Genomic DNA, 18,671 nt, shown 5'->3' with positions numbered 1-18,671 from the left:
GTTCGTGCAGTGCAACCAGGCGAAACTGACCCGAATATGGACTGGTGGGACTATCGGGGCAGTAGAGCAGTGTTTGACGCCGGCTCTTAACTGCGGGACTGCCTGGACTGGGTGAGACGTGTGGGAGTTTGGCTGACCTGGGAATCCTGCGCGGCCTGTAGGCGTCGAAGCTGCCCCTGCTGACCACGAGGACGGGGTGGGGCACGTGTCTCGGCATCGCCGTCGAGATTCTTGGCCCACCGAGTGCCTGGTGAGCCTGCGGATCGCTCGGATGGCGGTAGTGGAGTGATCACACCGTGCTCGCTTTCGAAGTAGGCTCCACTGGTTCCGCGAGCAGCTTCCGGGCCGGGGCGGAGCAATCCGAAGGTTTACAAAGGATCACGACGGTGTGAGCACGGGAATCGGTCCTGGAAGGGGCGTATGGACGTCAAGCCGACCGAGGAACAACTCGCCGCCCGGGACACGTTCCTCGCGGGCAGGGAACTGGCCCTAGTGGCCGGGGCCGGCACCGGTAAGACCTCCACGCTGGTACTGATGGCCGGGGTCACCAGAAAGCGCGGTCTCTACGTGGCGTTCAACAAGGCAATCGCCGACGAGGCCAGGCAGCGCTTCGGGGCGAACGTCGACTGCCGTACCGCGCACTCGCTGGCACACCGCGCCGTCGGGCGGAACTACCAGGAGCGTCTGAACCGGTCGGCCCGCATACCTTCGAAGGAGACCGCGCGGCTGCTGAGCATCCACCAGAATCTGTGGGTCAGCTCCCGTCCGATCACCTGCGGACACCAGGCACGCCTGGTGATGGGCATGATCCGCCGGTTCTGCTACAGCACCGACCGCCAGCTGATGGCCCGGCATCTGGAACCGGTCAACGGGCTGGATCCGGCGGCCCAGGACCACGTCGCCCGCGTGCTCCTGCCGTACGCGTGCCGGGCCTGGGACGATATCTGCTCACCGGATGGCAAACTGCGCTTCGAACACGACCACTACCTGAAGATGTGGGCGCTGACCGAGCCCACGCTGGCGGCGGACTTCGTCCTGCTCGACGAGGCGCAGGACACCAACCCGGTCCTGGAGGAGGTCTTCCTCGCCCAGAACGCGCAGCGGGTGTGTGTCGGCGACCCGGCCCAGCAGATCTACGCCTGGCGCAACGCCCGGGACGTGATGACCGGCTTCCCGGCGGATCACCTGTACCTGACGAAGTCGTTTCGGTTCGGCCCACGTATCGCCCGGACGGCCAACCGGTGGCTCCGGCACGCCGAGTCGGATCTGCAACTGACCGGGAACAGTGCCACCGACTCCCGCGTCGGGTCGGCGGCGGAGATCGATGCCGTGCTGTGCCGGGGCAACGCTGATGCGATGCAGGAGGTCCTCGGCTTCCTGGAGCGGGGTGTACCGGTCGCGCTCACGGGCGGCGGTGGCGCGTTGCGGAACATCGCGCAGGCTGCCCAGGCTCTGAAGTCCGGTCGGCGTACCAGTCATCCGGAGCTGTTCCTGTTCACCTCGTGGGCCGACGTGCAGGAGTACGCCGAGAACGACACCGCCGGTCAGGACCTCAAGGCGATCGTGACGCTGGTCGACACGTACGGGCCGGACGTGATCATCGACGCGGTCGACCGTCTCTCCGAGGAGCGCACTGCGGAGGTCACCGTGTCCACCGCGCACAAGGCCAAGGGCCGGGAGTGGTCGCGGGTACGGATCGGCGACGGCTTCGCGGCACCGTCGGTCGACGACGACGGGATGCCGCGCCCGCTACGGGCCGGTGAGGCCCGCCTGATCTATGTGGCGGTCACCCGGGCCCGCCACCACCTCGACCCGGCGGGGATCAACTGGATCGACGACTACGAGAAGGCCACGGAGGCGGCCGGCGACGGCACGGTGGCCGGGCGGCCGATGATCGAGCTGAGCCTGACCCGCCAGCTGAGGTATCCGAACTCCCCGATGTCGCAGTTCGTGGCCCAGCACCTGCCGAACAGCGCGGCTGTCGTGCAGGACTACCTCCGGCGGATCTGCGAGCTGCCCCGCCCGGTGCAGCCACTCGACGTGAAATACCCCGACTGGTCGGCGCTCGGCCACGCGATCGACTTCCGGCTCAGACTCTGCCTGGGTAGTCCGTTCGGCGCGCCGGTCGACATCGGCGTCGACGCCGTCGGCAGCGGCCTGCCCCTTCGGGGTGCACCCGCGCCACCCGTACGGGACGCCCTGCACCGGGCCGGACGCGACCTGATTTCCATGGCCGATGCGTACCTGCACGGCGACGACGACCTCGACGGGGAGATCCTGGGCCGCCTGTGCTTCGTGGCCGCCTACTACGAGGACATCTACCGGACCGGTGAGGTCCGGCGGTACAGCATGCTGACCGGCGCCACCCCGGCCACCACTCTCGACGATCTCCTGACGGCGGTCCCCGACTACGCCATCGAGGACGTCAACCGGCAGTTGGCGATCGCCGAGGAGTCGTTCGGGCCCTTCCTCGAACTGCCCGCCACCGCCCGGGTCTGCGGTCCGACGTTCGTCGGCAGCCAGGACATCGGCGGAGCGGACGCCGACTTCATCCTCGATGGCCTGCTGCTGGATTGCAAGGCGGCCATCCAACCCCGCCGGCTGGGTCGCGACGAGATCTACCAGCTCGCCAGCTACCTGCTGCTGGACTACGACGACCGGTACAGCATTGACCGGGTCGGCCTGTACCTGTCCCGCCAGGGCGCCCTCGTAACCTGGAGCGTGCCGGACTTCCTGCGCCGCCTCGGCGCCACCGGACCGGTCGGTCACCTGCGCCGGCGGCTGCGAGAACACCTTCTCCGACGGAGCGGCGACCGCCTGGCCACCAGCCCGCAGTCCGACGTTGGCGCTGCGTAGCCTCCTTCCGGGCCCGCCCGGAGGCTATCCCGAGTGCCGGTCCTGCGACTGGGTGGCCCTCTGCGGCTCCGGCTCACCCGGACACACCCACGCCGAGTATGGCGACGTCAACCACCGGGACCTCTTCTGCGAGTCCCGCCAGTACTGGTTCGAGCGGTACGTGGAGCGTCAGCTCTCCGCCGTCGACACTGGCCCGGCCGGGCCACGCGGATGACCACCCCTTGGGAGACCCGGATCGCCGACATCGTCGACGGCTGGCTCTTCGACGAAAAGATCGAGCTCCCCGAGGTGTTACTCGTACCCTTGGAGAATCCGCACCTGTTCGACGCGGGCGGCTGGGCCGCACTGGGGCCGGTCCGCGCCAGCAGCGGCGTGGTAGCGGTCCACGAATACCAGGGCACCCGGGTCGGTGTCGCCAAGCCGGTGCTCGGCGCGGCCGGGTGCGCCATGCTGGTCGACGCGGCCAGCCGCCGGGGCGTACGCACGGTGCTCGGCGTCGGCTACTGCGGGGGTACCCATCCCACGTTGCGCAGCGGGGACGTGGTGGCCGCGACCTCCGCGGTGACCGGCGACGGCGTCTCCGCCCTCTACCAGCCAGGGCAGGATCTGGTGCCCGCCTCGGAGCGCCTGATCACGGCCCTCGGCACGCTGAACGGCGACCGGTCACGACTACGCACCGGGCCGGTGCACTCGGTCGGCGCCGTCCATCTGGAGACGCAGTCGCTGGTTGACGACTGCGCCGCCGCCGGAGCCGCCTCGGCCGGGGACCCGCACCCGAGTGCTCGACCGGGACGGCTTCGAACGGCACGCCGCCGGCGCCGAGGCGCTGCTGGCCGGCGACCCCGCACAGGTCGCCGCCAAGATCGTGGAACAACACCGGGTGCTGGGCCGGGACCGGCTGCTGCTGCAGGTCGACTCGGGTAGCCTGCCCTTCGCCGACGTCGCGCGTACGGTCGAACTGCTCGGAAGCGACGTCGTGCCGGCCGTCCGCGCCGCCCTGGCCACCACCGGCACGACGACGGGAGCCCCGCGATGACCACCACCGACCCCACCGAGGCCGTCGTCCTGCGGCTGCGCGCCGCCGGCTGCGTGTTCGCCGAGGATGAGGCGCGGCTGCTCGTCGACGCCGCGCGTACGGCCGACGACCTTGACGTGATGACCCAGCGCCGGGTGGACGGCGAACCGCTGGAGGTCATCCTCGGCTGGGCCGAGTTCTGCGGCCTGCGCATCGCCGTCGACCCCGGTGTGTTCGTCCCCCGCCGGCGCACCGCCTACCTGGTCGAGGAGGCGGTCGCCGTCACCGCCGAGGGCGCGGTCGTCGTCGACCTGTGCTGCGGCACGGGTGCGATCGGCGCGGCCGTCGCGTCCCGGGTTCCCGGCATCGGGCTTTACGCCGCCGACATCGAGCCCGCCGCCGTGCGGTGCGCGCGCAGCAACGTCGAGCCGATCGGCGGCCGGGTCTACGAGGGCGACCTCTTCGCCGCGCTCCCGGCCGAACTGCGCGGCACCGTCGGCGTCCTGATCGTCAACGCCCCCTACGTGCCCACCGACGAGATCGCGATGATGCCGCCGGAGGCCCGCGACTACGAACCGCTGGTGGCACTGGACGGCGGCTTCGACGGCGTCGAGGTGCACCGCCGCGTCGCCGAGCACGCCGGGCAATGGCTCGCACCCGGCGGGCACCTGCTCATCGAGACCGGCGAGAGCCAGGCCGCACTGACGGCCGCGGCGATGTCGGCCCACGGGCTGCTGGCGCACACTTCGACGTCCGACGAGTGGTACTGCACGGTCGCGATCGGCCGCCGCCCGAACGACTGTCAACCCGAGGGATAGGGCGCGGAGCTCCCCGCCGATACGTTCCTGACTAGACGGTCAGGCATCGGTATTGGAGGCGCACCGTGCCACATCCCGAACACTACGTTCGCCAGATCATCGGCAAGCTGAACGAGGACCCCGGCAACACGGCGCTCATCTCGCGTGGTGAGCCCGTGCGCGTGCCGGAAAATCACCGCGCGGCCATCCGGGTCAGGGAAGACCGACTGATCGACGGTGTCACGCTGTTCTTCAACCGTCATGTCCTCGGGCCGATCGGCTCGCGCTCGCGCAAGCCAGCCTGCCCGCGGCGAACCACCTCGTCCGCGACGAACACCTTGAAACCGAGGCCGTCCTCCGCCGGAAGCTCGCCGGCCTTGACAGCAGCATGACCAACCATCATGCGTGTCCTGGAGCGCACCAGCGACCCTAACGGCCAGCTGTACCAGCGAACTCAACGGAGGATGGCCGAGCTGGAACAGGAGTTCGCTCAGGCCGAGGCCCGGCTCCGACAGCACGTGGCCGCGACACCACCGGAGGAGGAGCAGGACGCCGGCCTGCTCGAGCACCTGCCACAGCTCGGAGTGGATCTCAACCGGCTGCCGCCGGAGCGACTTCGGCGGTTCCTGGAGGCGTTTCGCGTCGAAATCCACTACGACGGCCGGACCGGCCGGGCGACCTTCAAGGCCGAAATCAGCGCCAAGACAACCACCGAGCTGGCACAACTGGCTCGTCTGGCGGAGGCAACCCGCGGGCAGCAAATCAGGTCCGCGGATTACACCGAGTCATCAGATCGAGTGATTCCCGCCACACCGGACGGACAACAGATGATCAAAGGGAGCAGGTTTGGATTGTGCACCCAACCTGTCAGCATACGAACCCTCAACCTGTGATTGCGGGGCCGGAACTGGCGGTTACCGCGACCCACGCGAAAGTCCGCCGCGACGGATACCGGAAGTAGCTGGACACGTAGACCAACGCAGAAGCCCTGGCCAGCGATCACGCTGGTCAGGGCTTTGCTTATGCCGGGACGGCGGGGTTCGAACCCACGACCCTTGTTCCCAACCGCAACCGTCCCAGACCTGCAACCCTGCGCGCGGACCACCCAAAGGCGCGCCCCCCGCGGCCGGATGGCTGGTAGGCGTGCTCGAATGAGGACGCTTAGTTCACCCCCACATTCTGTCGTACTCCCAGCGCTCGTAGAGGAAGTCCTGGTGTACGTCCAGCATGGTCAACACGCCACCATGGATTATGTCGAATGCCTCGCGGAACCTCGCCGCGAGGCGGCTCACATCGACCGCGTAAGCCGTCGAGTTCAAGTGGCCCGAGTAGCGGAAGGCTTCTCCCGTCGGGTCAAGCTGGTGGATACGCGAAAGCACCTTCATACTCTCGCCCCCAAGGTCGCCAAGATTCAGCCTCGTGAGCAGACCCTGGAGCTGGGTAGCCAACGGCGCGAGCCTGTGGCCATGCTTCCGCTTCAGATGAGTTTCAAGATTATCGGCCCACAGTTCGGGTTCGCCGTTCCCGCCGACGCAGATACAAGCCGCCGCTTGGCGGATGGCCTGCTTTAGGGCGAGTTCTATGCCATGGCGGTAGTTGTAGATCAGAGGCAGGAGCACCGTGTCGTTCGGGTGAGGACCCCGCTGCCAAGCCACGAGGATGGCGTCCCCTGCCTTGGCAAACCCTTCCGCTAGGCCGCGGTCGCCGTCGTAGTACTCGATCCATGCGGTGTCGTCCCAGCCCTCGCCGGGAAGTGCGCTGAGCAGATCACCCATGATGTGTAGTGTGGCCTGGCGTCACGAACTCGTCATCCGAGTTCATCGGATCCCTGGACAGAACCAGACGCGCTCATTCTGGTGTTTGTCGCGGATGCTCTGTGTGCCCCGGGCAGGGGGCCCGAGCATCCGCGACAATTGGTGAGCTGCGAAGACGATCCAGTAGAGATCGCCTGCCGGTACAGCCTGCCTTCGAAGTAGAGGCCGGAGGCCTGGCAGTCAACGTTGCTGCGTGCTTCATGGTCACCTGGTGACTTGTACTCGCCTCAGGCAGGTCACCAGGTGATGGGGCCGGCCGCGTCGAAGCCAGCGTCCTCAACCGCACGAACCGGCGGGTTGCGCGGACCTCAGCTTCCCCGCGCTGCGGTGTGGGCTGACGGGCCGGTTCGGCGGCGGGTCCGACAGCGAGGCTCAAGCATGTGGGGGCCATGCTGCAGGTAGATTGGATGATGTCGCTGTAGTTCGTGAGGCTGCCAGGGAGCCCAATGAGTCTCAGGCTCACCGGCACTGACTTGGATCAGTGGTCGGCGCGTAGGTCGGCGCAGGGTGAGTTGCCCGCGGTCGTTCGGCAACTCATCATGGCCACGGTTCAGCCGACGCGGATCGTCTTTCCTGCGGACGAAGGTGTCGTGAGGCCAGGTCTGGATGGGATCCTGGCCGTTACCGGTGACGCGGGGCCGTACGTACCGAGCGGCAGCTCGGTCTGGGAGGCCAGCCTATCCGCTTCGCCCAGCGGAGTGGCTTGTAGATCGTGAAGTGGCACCTCCGGGCCGAGAAGAGATCGATCTGCTTGCGCGGGTCGTACTCGGCGTTCTCAATGATGGGCATCGCGAGGCCGTCATGAAGTGCCTGTACATATGGAGCGCCATCCAGGCTGGCACTCTCAGTACGAGCGCCGAGACAATCGATTTGCTGCGAACCTATCCGAACAACCCCAAGACTCGCGGGAAGGCCGACTCCGTTGTGCGTGTGGAGGAGCGGTGCCAAGCAAAGCAACGAGCCGATGTCCCGCCAGCTCTTGCGAGATCTCCTCATGGCTATGTTAGGCGTCTCCGATCTTCAGCAAGAAGAGTTGCGCCGGGATCGGGCGACGTGGCAGGCTTGCGGCTTGGCCAAGCCTCGCATCAGGCGACGCACGACATCACATTGCTAGGACGCATTTCGGGATTGCTCGCCATCGGACTCGACCCTTAAAACAGTCACCTCTCGGGCTCCAGTCTCCACTCGGGGCGATCCGGGGACATAAAGTCGGTCCAGCCAATCGATGTCGTGCTCGGGTACCCGCTCGGGAGCGTTGGGGCGTCGTAGAACCACTGTGAAGGTGGTGGGCCGGAGGCGCCGATCCCGAATACATGCCCAGAGGGCGTTCGGCGGTAGGCGTACCAAGCTTGCCGGTCCTTGCGGACCTTCGCAACGACGGGCTCGCCTGATTCGAACTCGAACTGCCGGGACCCGCTCAGCACATCCAGGAGATCAGCACGATACTCATCTGGCCGGTCTGCGTTGCGGTACCAACCCATATGACAAGTCGCGAGCCAACGCAGGGCATCCTTCGTCTCAGCGAACTCTCGGCGATCGAGGAGCAGACCGTCCCCGTCGGTCCCCTTTCGACCAGCGTTGTCGACCAAGGCTTGGCGGGCCGCAGCACGCGCTGCTCGGTCAAGTGCACGTTCTTCCTTGAATCGACGAACTGCCGCACGGGCATCACTTGTGGTACGGGCTTGGGCGGCGTCGTGTGCCGGGCCTCCTCGGAACTGTTGGATGTCGACGAGCGCCCCTCGGATTCCTGTAACAATCCCGAGCCGCGCGCGCAGAGAAGGCTTCCGCCTGTTGTTGAAGAACGACAACCGGACGAACAGTGACTCATATGCCATGTAGAACGCAAAAAGATACAGGACCGGGATGGTAGCTGCCGTCAACCAGATGGGCATCAGCAACTCGTTAAGCAGACCACGTTTGTCAAGAGAATCCCAGCCGGAAACTAGATGAGCCACCGAGTAGGTCAGTAGACCCATGGTTGCGAAGAAAAGGATGCCCGACGTGAGCTTTGCCGCCGGCTTGTATTTTTCGTCACTTGCGGCAATAACGTTCAGGATGACCACGATCAGTAAGATGACCTGCGCAACCAATTCGAGGGGCAGAGGCATCACCTGCGCGTTTATGAAGAACTCAAGCAGCGCAGTAAGGCCCAGAGTCTCGAAAAACCGACGCTTGAAGAAATCTGGATCTTTGTTGGCGTCGCCAAGATTAATGAACCACACGAAGCCGACGAGCAAAAACCAAAGGACGACAGAGCCCAACAAGTCAGTTGTCCACAACGATAGGCGCTCGGCAAGCCATGTCACACCGACCACGATGCCTGCAAACACTACAAGAAAAGGCGTGATTCTTGAGGCGAAGAGCTGCCTCGCCAGCGAGGGCGACGCTTCTCTGCCGGATCGACTCCATAGGAAAGCGGCGGCTGCCGCTCCCAAAAGAATGAAGGTCGCGAGTTCGCGATTGTTCACGGCCGATCGTCCGTCACAGAGCAGTCCGTTCAATTCGTTCGTGCCACGCCAGGTGGTGCCTCGCGCTTCCAAGATCCTGCCGCACGAGACGCGCGCAGAGGTCACGGGCCATCCCACCCGACGAGCCAAGTTGGAAGCCGTGCGCCCAGAGGCTCGGATCGAAAGGGGCGTCCTGAACGTCACTGCGCTGTACTGAGATGTCCATGGTGGTCATGTTGGCATAGTCCACCGACACATCGGCGAGACTAGAACTGCCGCCGCCCCCGGTGGTCACGGGCGTGCGCGCAGAGCGGCGGTGACGCGTTGGTCGGAGGCGAACTATTGCTCGGCGGCGGATCGATTTCGCGCAGAACGGTTGGCGGACCGGTAGTAGCCGCCCGCTCCTGCGACCTCGACGGATCGTCAAGATCGAGAATACCAACATGCCGCGAAGCGGTCGCTACAGATCTTGAATGGTCAGGTTGTGTCGGGTTCGAGGGTCAGGCCGGTGTGAGCGAGGAAGCCGTCGAGTAGGTCGGTGCGGTACTGGATGCTCTTGAGTCGGTGTTTGATGATCGCTTGGAGGTGGTCGACGCCGTTGACGGCGAGGTTGCCGATGCTGCGTTTGAGGTGGGACCACACGGCTTCGGTGGGGTTGAGGTCCGGGGCGTAGGCGGGTAGCCGGATGACGTGAAGCCAGTCCCGGGCGTCGATCATCTGCCGCATGGCGGCGCTGATGTGGGTGTTCAGGTTGTCCCAGATCAGCACGATCGGCCCGTCGAGTTGCTGGTGGGCGGCGTCGAGGAGGGCGATGTAGTCGCGTTCGCTGAAGCTGCGTCGTTCGTTCTTGCGGCCGCGGTGGGTGATCGTGCGGTAGATCAGCCGGGACCGTTCGCCGGGCCGGTAACAGGTCAGCCCGGCGATCGAGACGCGACCGGAGCCCTTGCCCGACACCGGAACCACAGGGGTGTGCCCGCGTCGTCCCCAGGTGCGTGCCTTCGGTGGGCGCAGCGTCTGACCGGCCTCGTCTTCGAAGACCAGCCACGCCTGCCGCTGCGCCGCTACCGTTTTCCCGCCGGCCACGTCTCCCGCCGCCACGTGATGATCGCGGCCTCATCCCGCTCGACCGCGCGGTGCTTCGGTACCTGCACCGACCAACCCAACCGGTACATGATGTTCGCCGTGCCGCGCAGCGTGTACCGGGTGCGGAACATCCGGGCGATCAGGTCCGACACCCGGGCCAGGGTCCACCGCTGATCACTACCGAACCCGTGCGCCGCCGGCCCCTGCTCCAGGGCTTCGGCCAGCCGCCGCAGCCGACCCTCATCCAGCCGACACCGAGACCCACCAGGCCCCTCGACGCGAGGGCCTGCTCACCACCGGCCCGCCACCGCTTACGCCACCCGTACACCGCCGTCTGCGACACCCGCAACCGGCGCGCGATCTCCGGCACCGACACGTCCTCGGCGAACCACCCGGCCGCCTCCCGCCGCACCGCCTCACGCTTCGCCCGCCCCCGCGCGGACAACCCACCTCCATCGGGATACCTCATCCCATCGATCTACCCGAACCCCAAGCCGTCACACAGACCACATCGGACGAACCTGACCATTCAAGATCTGTAGCTGTTCCATCGCCGCGTAGTAGGCGGTATAGGCGCTCCGGAAGCCAGGCAGATCAGGCCATTTGTTGGGGGTCCGCATCACCGGATCGACGCGGGCTGGAAGGTCCTCCGCGTGTTCCGGCTCGCCCAGCCGGTTCATCGTGTACGTCTCGAGGACGTCGTCGGCCGCCCGATCGATGGCCGAGGCGCTGACGTTGGGGCCAGCGAGACTGCCGTCCCGGCCGAGGCCGCGGGCCAGCGGGTCACCCGGCTCGGCCAGCAACGCAAGCTTATCTCGGGTCGGCTGGTGAAAGAACGCCGCCGTCGCATCGTCCATCGCCGCCACAACGTCGGTGAGCACACCGTGCCCGAGCGCCACGAAGAAACCGGCCGTCGCACAGATCTCGGCGACCGTTTGCGCCAGAAGGGCACGGGACCGGCTGCCGGCGATTCCAAGGTCCACAACTGGCACGTGTCCCTCGTCGTGCGCTACCAATCCGTGCATAATCATGCTCCTTGCAAGGCTTCGACCGCGTGCCGGACTCGGCCCGGCATGAGCTGGTTGGTGACTGCGGCGAGCAGTACCACGATGACCGCGGCAGCGAAAAGGTAGACGGCGGCGATGCCGAACCAATCGGCGATCAGGCCGGCCAGGAAGGCACCCACCGGGATCGCCACGCCGAACGAAAAGAACTGGCTAACCGAGCTGACCCGGCCGAGGACCTGGTTTGGCACGATCCGCTGCCGTAGCGCCGACATCTGAACACCGACCAGGACACCGAGGAACGCGTTGACGGCCAGCGCCGCCCCGAGCACGACCGAGTTGTCGGTCCATGCCATCACCAGAAACAGGGGCAAACATAGGGCCACCGCGGGCAGTAGGACCCGATGGACGCCGAGTCGGATGCCAACCCAAGCGGAAAGCGAGCCGCCGAGGAAAGCGCCAACGCCGCTCGCGGTAAGCAGCAGACCGAAGGCAGACTCCGACAACCCCAGGTGCCGGGTGGCCAGCAGGACCAGCAACGACTGCACCAGGCTCTGGGTGAAGTTGGCGACGGTCGAGACCGCGAGAAATGTACGAATGAGAGGATGCCGGCGAATCCACCGGAACCCTTCGCCGACCTCGACCAGGACCGATCCGCGGTCGGCGGGCTGTTCCTGGACTCGCCGATTGTATCCATGCTTGAGGCGGTAGGCGCCAAGGAGAGCGGCGGACAAGAGGAATGTGGCCGCATCGGTCAGGAATGGGATGGCACGGCCGATCCCGAACAGCCAGCTGCCGAGCGGCGGTCCGGCGAAGGTCGTACCGAAGAGATTGGCCATGTAAAGCTGCCCGTTGGCCGCGGGGAGCCGATTGCCGTCGATCACCTCCGGAAGGAGTCCCTGAGTGGCGCTCTCGAAGATCGTTTCACCGACGCCGAGCGCGAGTGCCACCACGTAGAGCGTGACGATGCTGGTAGCGTCGGTGACGATGAAGACGACGAGTCCGCAGACGACAAGGCCGCGCATGATGTCCACCAGGATCATGAGGTTCATGCGGTTGTAGCGGTCGGCCGCGACTCCGCTCAGCAGCGCGACGAGCAGCCAAGGAAGGCGACCGGCGACCGCTAGGCCGGCGATCGCCACCGGGTTGGTGGTGATCGTGACGGCCAGTAGCGGAAGGGCCGCTAGCCGCAGGCCGTCGCCGATCGCCGACGTTGCGAACGCCGCCAGGATCGGAGAATGACGCCGTCGGCTCGTCCCAGGTCCGGCCGCCACACTTACAGTGGCCTCGGGCGATTCCATAATGAAGTGCCTCCAACGGTGTGAAGCCATCTCGACGTCCACGGTCCGAGGCCGCGTTGCCACGGTCCGCACCATGTTCCGGCGTCCAACAGGTCGGACAGATAGTCCAGTGAGACTGCCTGGGGTGGTCCGGGCAGTCCGTCACGTCCGGTTGAGCGAAACCCGACCACCGCACGGTCACCTTGGGCCCCGGCGGCCAGGCATCTCGCTTCGACCACGATCGAACCCTCTAGGGCCAGCGGCAAGTCTGGCGCGTCGGAACCGACGACCAGGTCACGTATAACCGGCCCGCTCAGTCCGGCGTGCCCGCTTCGCGGCTCGCGACGACTCCACGCGGACGTACGGTCGGTGGCCATGGCTGCCGGCCGCCCGGCCCTGGCGAAGCATATCGGCGCACGCGCGAGTCCCTCCATGTCAACGCCCCCGCCCCACGCGGGGTCGGCAAGCGAGCACTGCGGCCACCTGCGTAGGGTCGTCCGCCCGGTAACCGCCTCCAGCAGTGGTGTCAGCAGAACCTGTGACAGGGCCCAGGGAGACCACAGCCAGCTGTCCGCCACCCAGGTCGGCGGACGATCGGCGGTCGCCGGGGCGCCACTCGGGACTCGGGCGACCGGTCGGCCGGCGAAGCAGTACTCAGCCCACTGCTCGTGTCGGTGTTCGTGCGCACGCACACCGAGACTGTCGCGTACGGAAAAATCCACTTTCTCATAGTCGTCACCGGCGTACTCGAACCAGGGGAACGCCATCAGGCGGGACCGTTCGGGCAGAGCTGACATGTCGGCGGCTACTGCAGCGAAGGCTTGCTCGGCCGGCCCGGTGGTCGCCGCGCGGATGGCCGCCTCGGACAGCTCGTCGATACTCGGCCGACGCTCGCCGTGCCACGGCCGGACAGCGGAACCGAGTCGGCCGCCGGCAATGACGGTGAGCCGATCCGCGCATAGGCCGATCCGGCCGCGGTCGCGAGATGAGGTCTGCGACCGAATGCTCAGCAGTTGCCAGTAGTGGTCCGTCACGCCGGCCACAGAGATGCCCCCTCAAGAATCAGGGGCGGGCTGGCGATGATCGACGGCAGCGCTTCGCCGTCCTTCACGCAGACGCCGTCGGCAATTTGCACCTGGCCCGCAGGACCCCATTGCCCACGGGCCAGGTCGGCGATGCTGACCCCGAGACGAACAGCCGCGATCGGCCGCGTACCACGCCGGGCGAGGGCCACATTCACCATGGCGAACCCATGGAAATACGCACCGCCGGTCGATCGCAGAACATGTACGAGACCGTCCGAGGTTGACCGGCCCGGGATGTACGAGGTCACGGTCAGACGGATCAGGCGTGCCTTGGGTGCGACACCGTGCGCGGCGCACCACGCGTCCCCCGACGGCGGCCCACCGGAGGCGCGATCGTGGACGGGGATCGCATATTCGCCGTCGACGACGAGATCGTGGGCCTGCACTGGCACGCCTTCATCGTCCAGATCCGGCCGAGCGGGCAGGCTGCGCAAATCCGTTCCTGGTGGAAGAACCCGTGTCCCCACGGACAGATCGCCCTGCTCGGCCGCGTGCCCGATCAGCTCATGAAGCAGAATGCCGGCCACACCGGGAGCGAGCAAAATTGGTTCGCCCGCCCGTACGGTGTCCATCGGCTCGCTCGATGCGGCGACGATCGGATTCCGGTCGATGGAGGCGACGAGGTCGGGCAGGGAGTCGGCCGCCCGCGTCGTCGTCTGCCCTAGATCATTTCGCCAGCTCAGTTCCCATCGAGCGGTGCGATGGTCGAACTCGATCCCTCGGAGTTCCGGTATCGACGTGTGGTGGACCGAAGCCCGAGGCATACATCTTTATGGAGGTGTCGGACGGCTGACGATAGCGCTGCGGTGATGTCCTGCGACTCCGGTTCGGCCGGGCCCGCTGCTTCCTCCTCGGCGCTTAGCGACCAGCCCTGTCCGGGCCGCCATTCGCGCCGATGCCGGGACTGGCGGCCCCATTGCTGCGGCGTGCCGAAGTCGGTGCCGTTCCAGCGCCAGGTCAGCGTCGCCGATCGGTCGAGCCGATCCTCATGGAAGGCAGGAACGGATGGCATGACTAGGCAGCCCAGGGGTGGATCCGCACAACTAGGTCCCCTCCTGTTTGGGCGGCGATCCAGCCCCGGCGCAGAATCGCCTTCACCGGAGCGATGCCGATGGTCATCGCCAACTCGCGGCCCATACACGCGTGGCGGCCGCGTCCGAAGGACAGGTGGTCGAGGCCGGTCTGGTTGGCAGCGTGCAGGTCCACGACTACCCGGTCGCCAGGCGCCACTGGCGTGGCGCCGACTGTCATGGGACAAGTGGCGACCCGGGTCGCCAGCAGGTCGGTCAGATCGGCGGCCGCCTCCCACACCAGCCGGCGCAGCTGAGCGGGATCGAGCAGTTCCCGCTGCTCGGCCGGCGACAGCTGTGCGGTCCGCCGCAGCGCGGCCGCGGCGAGGGAGGTGTTCATGTCGAAGGCGGCCATCTCAAGTAGCGGCAGGGCGAGCAGAACCGCTTCGTCCACCGTCGCCAGGCGCCGAGCCAGCGCGAGCCCCGGGAGCCCGTCCGGTGCGAAACCCGAGTGTAAGGCCATCGACCGCAACTGCCGCTTGACGTCGTTGATCAGAGCTCGCCCGTCGGCGCTCCTCCGATCTTCGGCCAACAGTGTACCGGCCAGCCGTACCTTGGCGACCATCGCCGGTCCATCGGCAGCGTCGATGCCAGCCAGCGCGTACGACACCTGCCGTCCGTACGACCGCAAATAGTCCGGCGTCGCTCGGAACTCAGCGGCGAGTTTCGCGACTCGACCAGCGGCTGCCGGGGCGATCAGGTCGCGATGCAACGCGCGCAGACGATCGGGCGCGAGGAACGCGGCTAGTGCCTCGCGACAGCGTGCCCCGCTCTCGGGGTCGCTGACGTCGGTAGCCAGGAAGAAGCTGCGCGAGACGCCAGGGACGTACTCTTCCATTCGGGCGGCGCGGAAGGTCCGGTCGTCATCAAGGACTTGCCGGGCCTCGTCCGGACCGGTCACGAGCAAGACATCCGCTGGTAGCGAGGTCATGAGAGCATCCGCGCGACGATAGCGGACGCTCGCCCCGGCGGCGCGATTGCGGCCAGGAAACGGGCTGCGTCCGGGCCGATGGCCCTCCCCTGTGCGGAGACTTCGGTCAGCAGCCGCGCTGCGTCGCCGGCGGCGGGCGGCAGCCCGGACCACTGCAGCACTTCTTCGGCTCGTTCCACCGCAGTTTCGTCGGCGCCCGCTAGCTCGGCCAGGCGCATCATGAGTGCGGCCGACTCGCGGATCCGGCCCGGCCCGTCGGACCGGCACGGCGTCAAACGCGTCGCCGTCTCTTGGGCTGCATCGGGATACCCGGCCGCCTCCTGCTGCAATGCGAGGCGGAGGAGATCGACGCCGCGGCCGGACCAGGCTTGCTCGCGCGCGGCGGCAAGCGTATCTAGCGGAAGGTCATCGGCTTCGACCAGCGCGCCGTCGAGATAGAGCGCGTCGGCGCCGCACAGCAAGAACTGGCGTACGGCGTCGTCCGGCGTCTCGACGAGAGGTTCGCCCATGGTGTTGAACGACGTGTTGAGCACGGCCGCCAGCCCAATCCGGTTCCGCAAGGCCATGAGCAGTTGGTGGTAAGGGCCGTAGTCGCACGTGACCGACTGGTACCGCACGGTGCCGTCGCGGTGCACGATCGCGCTGAGGCGGTCGTCCCGGATTCGGCCGACCGCCAGCATGTAAGGCGCGAGCGTCGCCGGCGCTTGGGCGATGTCGATCAGCTCGGCCAGCGCGTCCTCGGCGACGCTCAAGCCGAACGGGCGGAACGGTTCTCGGAACTTCACACGCCGGTTCAGCTCGACGACGACGCCGTCCCGCAACGGGTCGGCGAGGATGCTGCGCCCACCGAGCGCTCGCGGTCCCCATTCGCTCGCGCCGTCGAACCAGCACACGATCGATCCACCGGCGATAAGGTTGGCGATGTCGGCTGGGGTTACCTGCCGGCTCACCTGACCGAGGCCGTAGCGATTCAACGCCGCTCGCCGCTCGCCTGTGCCATACGAGCGGCCAAGGCGTGGCGAAAATCGCGGCACAGGCCTACGCGGATGACCGAGCACCTCAATCCGGCCGTACGCGGCGAGGCCGACTGCGCAGCCGTCATCGGTGGCGGCTGGGTGAATGAAGACATCCGAGTAGCCGGTCTCGAGGAGACGGCTGTTGGCGGTGCAGTTTAGCGCGACACCGCCGGCATAGCTCAGATGGGTTCCGCCGGTCGTAGCTCGCAGCGCTGTGGCCTGGTGCAGGATCGCCCGTTCCAGCTCGCCCTGTGCCTTGCGCGCCAGGTCGGCGGCCAGCTCGCTGGACCATCGGGGCTCTTCGAAGTTGAGCGGGGTGCGCTGATCGATCCGGCCCGGAGATGAGGGCTCGCAGCCCTTGGGTGATCATCTGAGTGTCGAGTTCGGATGATCACAAGTAAAGAGCTGCGAGCATGGTCAACGATACGACCCGGCTGCTGGGCCTGGACGGCCTGGTGGTGGATCGGGTCGAGCTGCACCCGAATGGTTCCCCCATCGTCCACCTGTCCACCGGTAGCGAGCAGGCACAATGCTGCCCTCAGTGCGGTGTCCGGGCCGCCCGGGTCAAGGGCTGGGTGTTCACCTGGCCCCGGGATCTGCCGGTGGCCGGACGCACCACGCGGTTGCGGTGGCGTAAACGCCGCTGGTACTGCGATCAGCCCGGATGCCCGCGCACGTCGTTCACCGAACACGTGCCACAGATCCCGGCACGGGCACGGATCACCGTCCGGTTGCGGCAGGCGGCCGGCGCGGCGGTCGCCGACGGCAACCGAACGATCGTGCAGGCCGCCCGTGATCTGGGCATGTCCTGGCCAGTCGTCGCGGCCGCGTTCACCGCGCACACCGCAGCGGTGCTGCCGGCCGAGCCCGAACCGGTGAGCGTGCTGGGCATCGACGAGGTCCGCCGAGGCAAACCTCGCTGGATCTTCGACGAGGTCACCGCGTCGTGGACCACCATCGTCGACCGCTGGCACGTCGGCTTCTGCGATCTCGTCGGCGGGCAGGGTCTACTCGCCCAGGTCGAAGGCCGGACCAGCAAGGCGGTGACCGACTGGCTCACCCAACGCCCCGCCGCCTGGCGTCAACACGTCCAGGCCGTCGCGATCGACATGTGTACCGTGTTCAAGACCGCCGTCCGCGAGGCGCTGCCGCACGCGACGCTGGTCGTGGACCACTTCCACGTCGTCCAGCTGGCCAACCGGGCCGTCACCGAGGTCCGCCGCCGCATGACAGTCACACACCGCGGCCGGCGCGGCCGGGCCACCGACCCGGAGTGGCAGCAACGCAACCGGCTGACCAGGTCAGCAGCCCGCATGCGCGCCGAGCACGTCGACCGGCTGACCGACACCCTCAGCAACCTGCCGGCGAAGATCGGCGCACCGATCCTGACGGCCTGGAACGCCAAGGAAGACCTGCTCGACCTACTCGCACTCGCCCGCACCCACCCGAACCGGGAAACCACCGCCCGGCTGCTGCACCGCTTCTACACCCGCTGCGCCGACTCTGACCTGCCCGAACTCCACCGGCTCGCCACCACGATCGAGACCTGGTGGCCGGAAATCCTCGCGTTCCTGCACACCGGCATCACCAACGCCGGCTCCGAAGGAACCAACCGGGTCATCAAGACCGTCGCCCGCGACGCCTACGGATTCCGTAACCCCGAAAACCAGCGGCTACGCACCCGCGCCGCCACCACCCGCCGCCACCGCAGACACCTCAACCCCGCTTAACTTCGAAGAGCCACCATCGGATCGCCCGGTACTTCAGCCGAAGGTCCTCTATAGAGCTGGGCGGCCAGTCATCGTAGCCGTGGTTGACCGGGACCTTGGCCACCTCGCCAAGGAAATGGTCGAGCTCGGCTAGCGATACCTCGGTGTCGCCGTCGGGGTGGCGTTGAACCAAATCGGGCCAGGGCCGATCCCGGCCATACGCCGCAAGTGCCATCAGCTTGCCAGCGGCCGGAAGTCCAGCCTCGGAGAGTCCGACCAGCGCCGCGACGACGTCGAAGAACATGCCGAGGCTCAACGACGAACCGGAGCCGAAGAACCGCTGACGAACCCAGAGCGGTCCGCTGTCACCGGTGCACCAGGTGGATCGCTCATAACGGCCCTCCGGCAACCGAGAACCCTGCTCGTCAACGACGAGCACGTCGGTGCTCGCGAATGGGCTCGTCGCGTACGCGCTGTACGCGTGTGCGAGGTGGTGCGCTGGCATCGCCGGCTCGACCACCTTGGCGGGGTCGAGCGGGAGATAGGTCAGCACCGCTTCCGCAC

General features: G+C 67.1%; 18 protein-coding genes and 2 pseudogenes. 8 read left to right on the top strand and 12 right to left on the bottom strand.

Going from position 1 to position 18,671, the window contains the following annotated elements:
- The first annotated feature begins 420 nt into the window (after window positions 1–420).
- The 7 genes and pseudogenes from CIK06_RS23495 to CIK06_RS23480 all read left to right on the top strand — a co-directional run bounded on the left by CIK06_RS23495 (window position 421) and on the right by CIK06_RS23480 (window position 5,561).
- A complete protein-coding gene (locus CIK06_RS23495; RefSeq protein WP_095566633.1) occupies window positions 421–2,856 on the top strand; it encodes a UvrD-helicase domain-containing protein in 2,436 nt (811 codons plus the stop codon).
- Complete coding sequence (locus CIK06_RS29655) at window positions 2,843–3,070, top strand: hypothetical protein (protein WP_157756910.1); 228 nt, start codon at window positions 2,843–2,845, stop codon at window positions 3,068–3,070. The genes CIK06_RS23495 and CIK06_RS29655 overlap by 14 nt, the downstream gene beginning before the upstream one ends.
- Window positions 3,067–3,549 (top strand): annotated as a pseudogene (locus tag CIK06_RS32605) (hypothetical protein); the annotation flags it as partial. The gene CIK06_RS29655 and the pseudogene CIK06_RS32605, both read left to right, overlap by 4 nt.
- Before the next feature lie 85 nt (window positions 3,550–3,634).
- On the top strand, window positions 3,635–3,892 hold the full coding sequence (locus CIK06_RS31620) for a hypothetical protein (RefSeq protein ID WP_232533821.1): 258 nt from the start codon (window positions 3,635–3,637) through the stop codon (window positions 3,890–3,892).
- The gene (locus CIK06_RS23485) at window positions 3,889–4,689 is read left to right on the top strand and encodes a putative protein N(5)-glutamine methyltransferase (RefSeq protein WP_095566631.1); all 801 of its coding nucleotides are present in this window, start codon (window positions 3,889–3,891) and stop codon (window positions 4,687–4,689) included. The genes CIK06_RS31620 and CIK06_RS23485 overlap by 4 nt, the downstream gene beginning before the upstream one ends.
- Window positions 4,690–4,754: 65 nt before the next feature.
- Window positions 4,755–5,060 (top strand): hypothetical protein, encoded by a 306-nt coding sequence (locus CIK06_RS29650; RefSeq protein ID WP_157756909.1) that lies wholly within the window; start codon window positions 4,755–4,757, stop codon window positions 5,058–5,060.
- Window positions 5,061–5,132: 72 nt separating this feature from the next.
- Window positions 5,133–5,561 (top strand): hypothetical protein, encoded by a 429-nt coding sequence (locus tag CIK06_RS23480; RefSeq protein WP_157756908.1) that lies wholly within the window; start codon window positions 5,133–5,135, stop codon window positions 5,559–5,561.
- Window positions 5,562–5,834: 273 nt separating this feature from the next.
- On the opposite strand, the gene CIK06_RS23475 is transcribed toward CIK06_RS23480, so the two are convergent.
- The 11 genes and pseudogenes from CIK06_RS23475 to CIK06_RS32600 all read right to left on the bottom strand — a co-directional run.
- Window positions 5,835–6,443 (bottom strand): hypothetical protein, encoded by a 609-nt coding sequence (locus tag CIK06_RS23475; RefSeq protein ID WP_095566629.1) that lies wholly within the window; start codon window positions 6,441–6,443, stop codon window positions 5,835–5,837.
- Window positions 6,444–7,642: 1,199 nt separating this feature from the next.
- Window positions 7,643–8,950: a hypothetical protein gene (locus CIK06_RS23470; protein ID WP_157756907.1), complete on the bottom strand. Its 1,308-nt coding sequence runs from the start codon at window positions 8,948–8,950 to the stop codon at window positions 7,643–7,645.
- A gap of 456 nt (window positions 8,951–9,406) precedes the next feature.
- The gene (locus CIK06_RS23460; RefSeq protein ID WP_232533820.1) at window positions 9,407–10,027 is read right to left on the bottom strand and encodes an IS630 family transposase; all 621 of its coding nucleotides are present in this window, start codon (window positions 10,025–10,027) and stop codon (window positions 9,407–9,409) included.
- Complete coding sequence (locus tag CIK06_RS31615) at window positions 9,991–10,164, bottom strand: winged helix-turn-helix domain-containing protein (protein WP_232533819.1); 174 nt, start codon at window positions 10,162–10,164, stop codon at window positions 9,991–9,993. Before CIK06_RS31615 ends, CIK06_RS23460 begins: the two co-directional genes overlap by 37 nt.
- A complete protein-coding gene (locus tag CIK06_RS23455) occupies window positions 10,152–10,481 on the bottom strand; it encodes a helix-turn-helix domain-containing protein (protein WP_232533818.1) in 330 nt (109 codons plus the stop codon). The genes CIK06_RS31615 and CIK06_RS23455 overlap by 13 nt, the downstream gene beginning before the upstream one ends.
- A gap of 28 nt (window positions 10,482–10,509) precedes the next feature.
- Entirely contained in the window at window positions 10,510–11,037 is a 528-nt protein-coding gene (locus CIK06_RS23450) for a 2-oxoglutarate and iron-dependent oxygenase domain-containing protein (protein WP_157756906.1), read from the bottom strand.
- 2 nt (window positions 11,038–11,039) lie between these two features.
- Window positions 11,040–12,359 (bottom strand): MFS transporter, encoded by a 1,320-nt coding sequence (locus CIK06_RS23445; RefSeq protein ID WP_157756905.1) that lies wholly within the window; start codon window positions 12,357–12,359, stop codon window positions 11,040–11,042.
- Between the two features lie 967 nt (window positions 12,360–13,326).
- Entirely contained in the window at window positions 13,327–14,145 is an 819-nt protein-coding gene (locus CIK06_RS29645) for a metallopeptidase TldD-related protein (protein WP_157756904.1), read from the bottom strand.
- Between the two features lie 250 nt (window positions 14,146–14,395).
- A complete protein-coding gene (locus CIK06_RS23430) occupies window positions 14,396–15,382 on the bottom strand; it encodes a hypothetical protein (protein WP_095566622.1) in 987 nt (328 codons plus the stop codon).
- Complete coding sequence (locus CIK06_RS23425; protein ID WP_157756903.1) at window positions 15,379–16,356, bottom strand: carbamoyltransferase C-terminal domain-containing protein; 978 nt, start codon at window positions 16,354–16,356, stop codon at window positions 15,379–15,381. The genes CIK06_RS23430 and CIK06_RS23425 overlap by 4 nt, the downstream gene beginning before the upstream one ends.
- A 162-nt stretch (window positions 16,357–16,518) precedes the next feature.
- Window positions 16,519–16,626 (bottom strand): annotated as a pseudogene (locus CIK06_RS32600) (hypothetical protein); the annotation flags it as partial.
- A 185-nt stretch (window positions 16,627–16,811) separates the two neighbouring features.
- Here CIK06_RS32600 and CIK06_RS23415 point away from each other — a divergent pair.
- Complete coding sequence (locus CIK06_RS23415) at window positions 16,812–18,128, top strand: ISL3 family transposase (RefSeq protein ID WP_095566620.1); 1,317 nt, start codon at window positions 16,812–16,814, stop codon at window positions 18,126–18,128.
- Here CIK06_RS23415 and CIK06_RS23410 read toward each other — a convergent pair.
- Window positions 18,115–18,660 (bottom strand): carbamoyltransferase N-terminal domain-containing protein, encoded by a 546-nt coding sequence (locus tag CIK06_RS23410; protein WP_095566619.1) that lies wholly within the window; start codon window positions 18,658–18,660, stop codon window positions 18,115–18,117. The genes CIK06_RS23415 and CIK06_RS23410 overlap by 14 nt on opposite strands.
- Window positions 18,661–18,671: the final 11 nt, after the last annotated feature.

It is taken from the genome of Plantactinospora sp. KBS50, assembly GCF_002285795.1.
GTDB lineage: Bacteria > Actinomycetota > Actinomycetes > Mycobacteriales > Micromonosporaceae > KBS50.
This window is presented reverse-complemented; position numbering and strand designations above follow the sequence as displayed.

Excerpts from the sequence above, each read along its gene's own strand:
- CIK06_RS23495 (WP_095566633.1), top strand. The coding sequence starts at position 421 with ATGGACGTCAAGCCGACCGAGGAACAACTCGCCGCCCGGGACACGTTC.
- CIK06_RS23485 (WP_095566631.1), top strand. The coding sequence starts at position 3,889 with ATGACCACCACCGACCCCACCGAGGCCGTCGTCCTGCGGCTGCGCGCC.
- CIK06_RS23480 (WP_157756908.1), top strand. The coding sequence starts at position 5,133 with ATGGCCGAGCTGGAACAGGAGTTCGCTCAGGCCGAGGCCCGGCTCCGA.
- CIK06_RS23475 (WP_095566629.1), bottom strand. The coding sequence starts at position 6,443 with ATGGGTGATCTGCTCAGCGCACTTCCCGGCGAGGGCTGGGACGACACC.
- CIK06_RS23455 (WP_232533818.1), bottom strand. The coding sequence starts at position 10,481 with ATGAGGTATCCCGATGGAGGTGGGTTGTCCGCGCGGGGGCGGGCGAAG.
- CIK06_RS23450 (WP_157756906.1), bottom strand. The coding sequence starts at position 11,037 with ATGCACGGATTGGTAGCGCACGACGAGGGACACGTGCCAGTTGTGGAC.
- CIK06_RS29645 (WP_157756904.1), bottom strand. The coding sequence starts at position 14,145 with ATGCCTCGGGCTTCGGTCCACCACACGTCGATACCGGAACTCCGAGGG.
- CIK06_RS23430 (WP_095566622.1), bottom strand. The coding sequence starts at position 15,382 with ATGACCTCGCTACCAGCGGATGTCTTGCTCGTGACCGGTCCGGACGAG.
- CIK06_RS23415 (WP_095566620.1), top strand. The coding sequence starts at position 16,812 with ATGGTCAACGATACGACCCGGCTGCTGGGCCTGGACGGCCTGGTGGTG.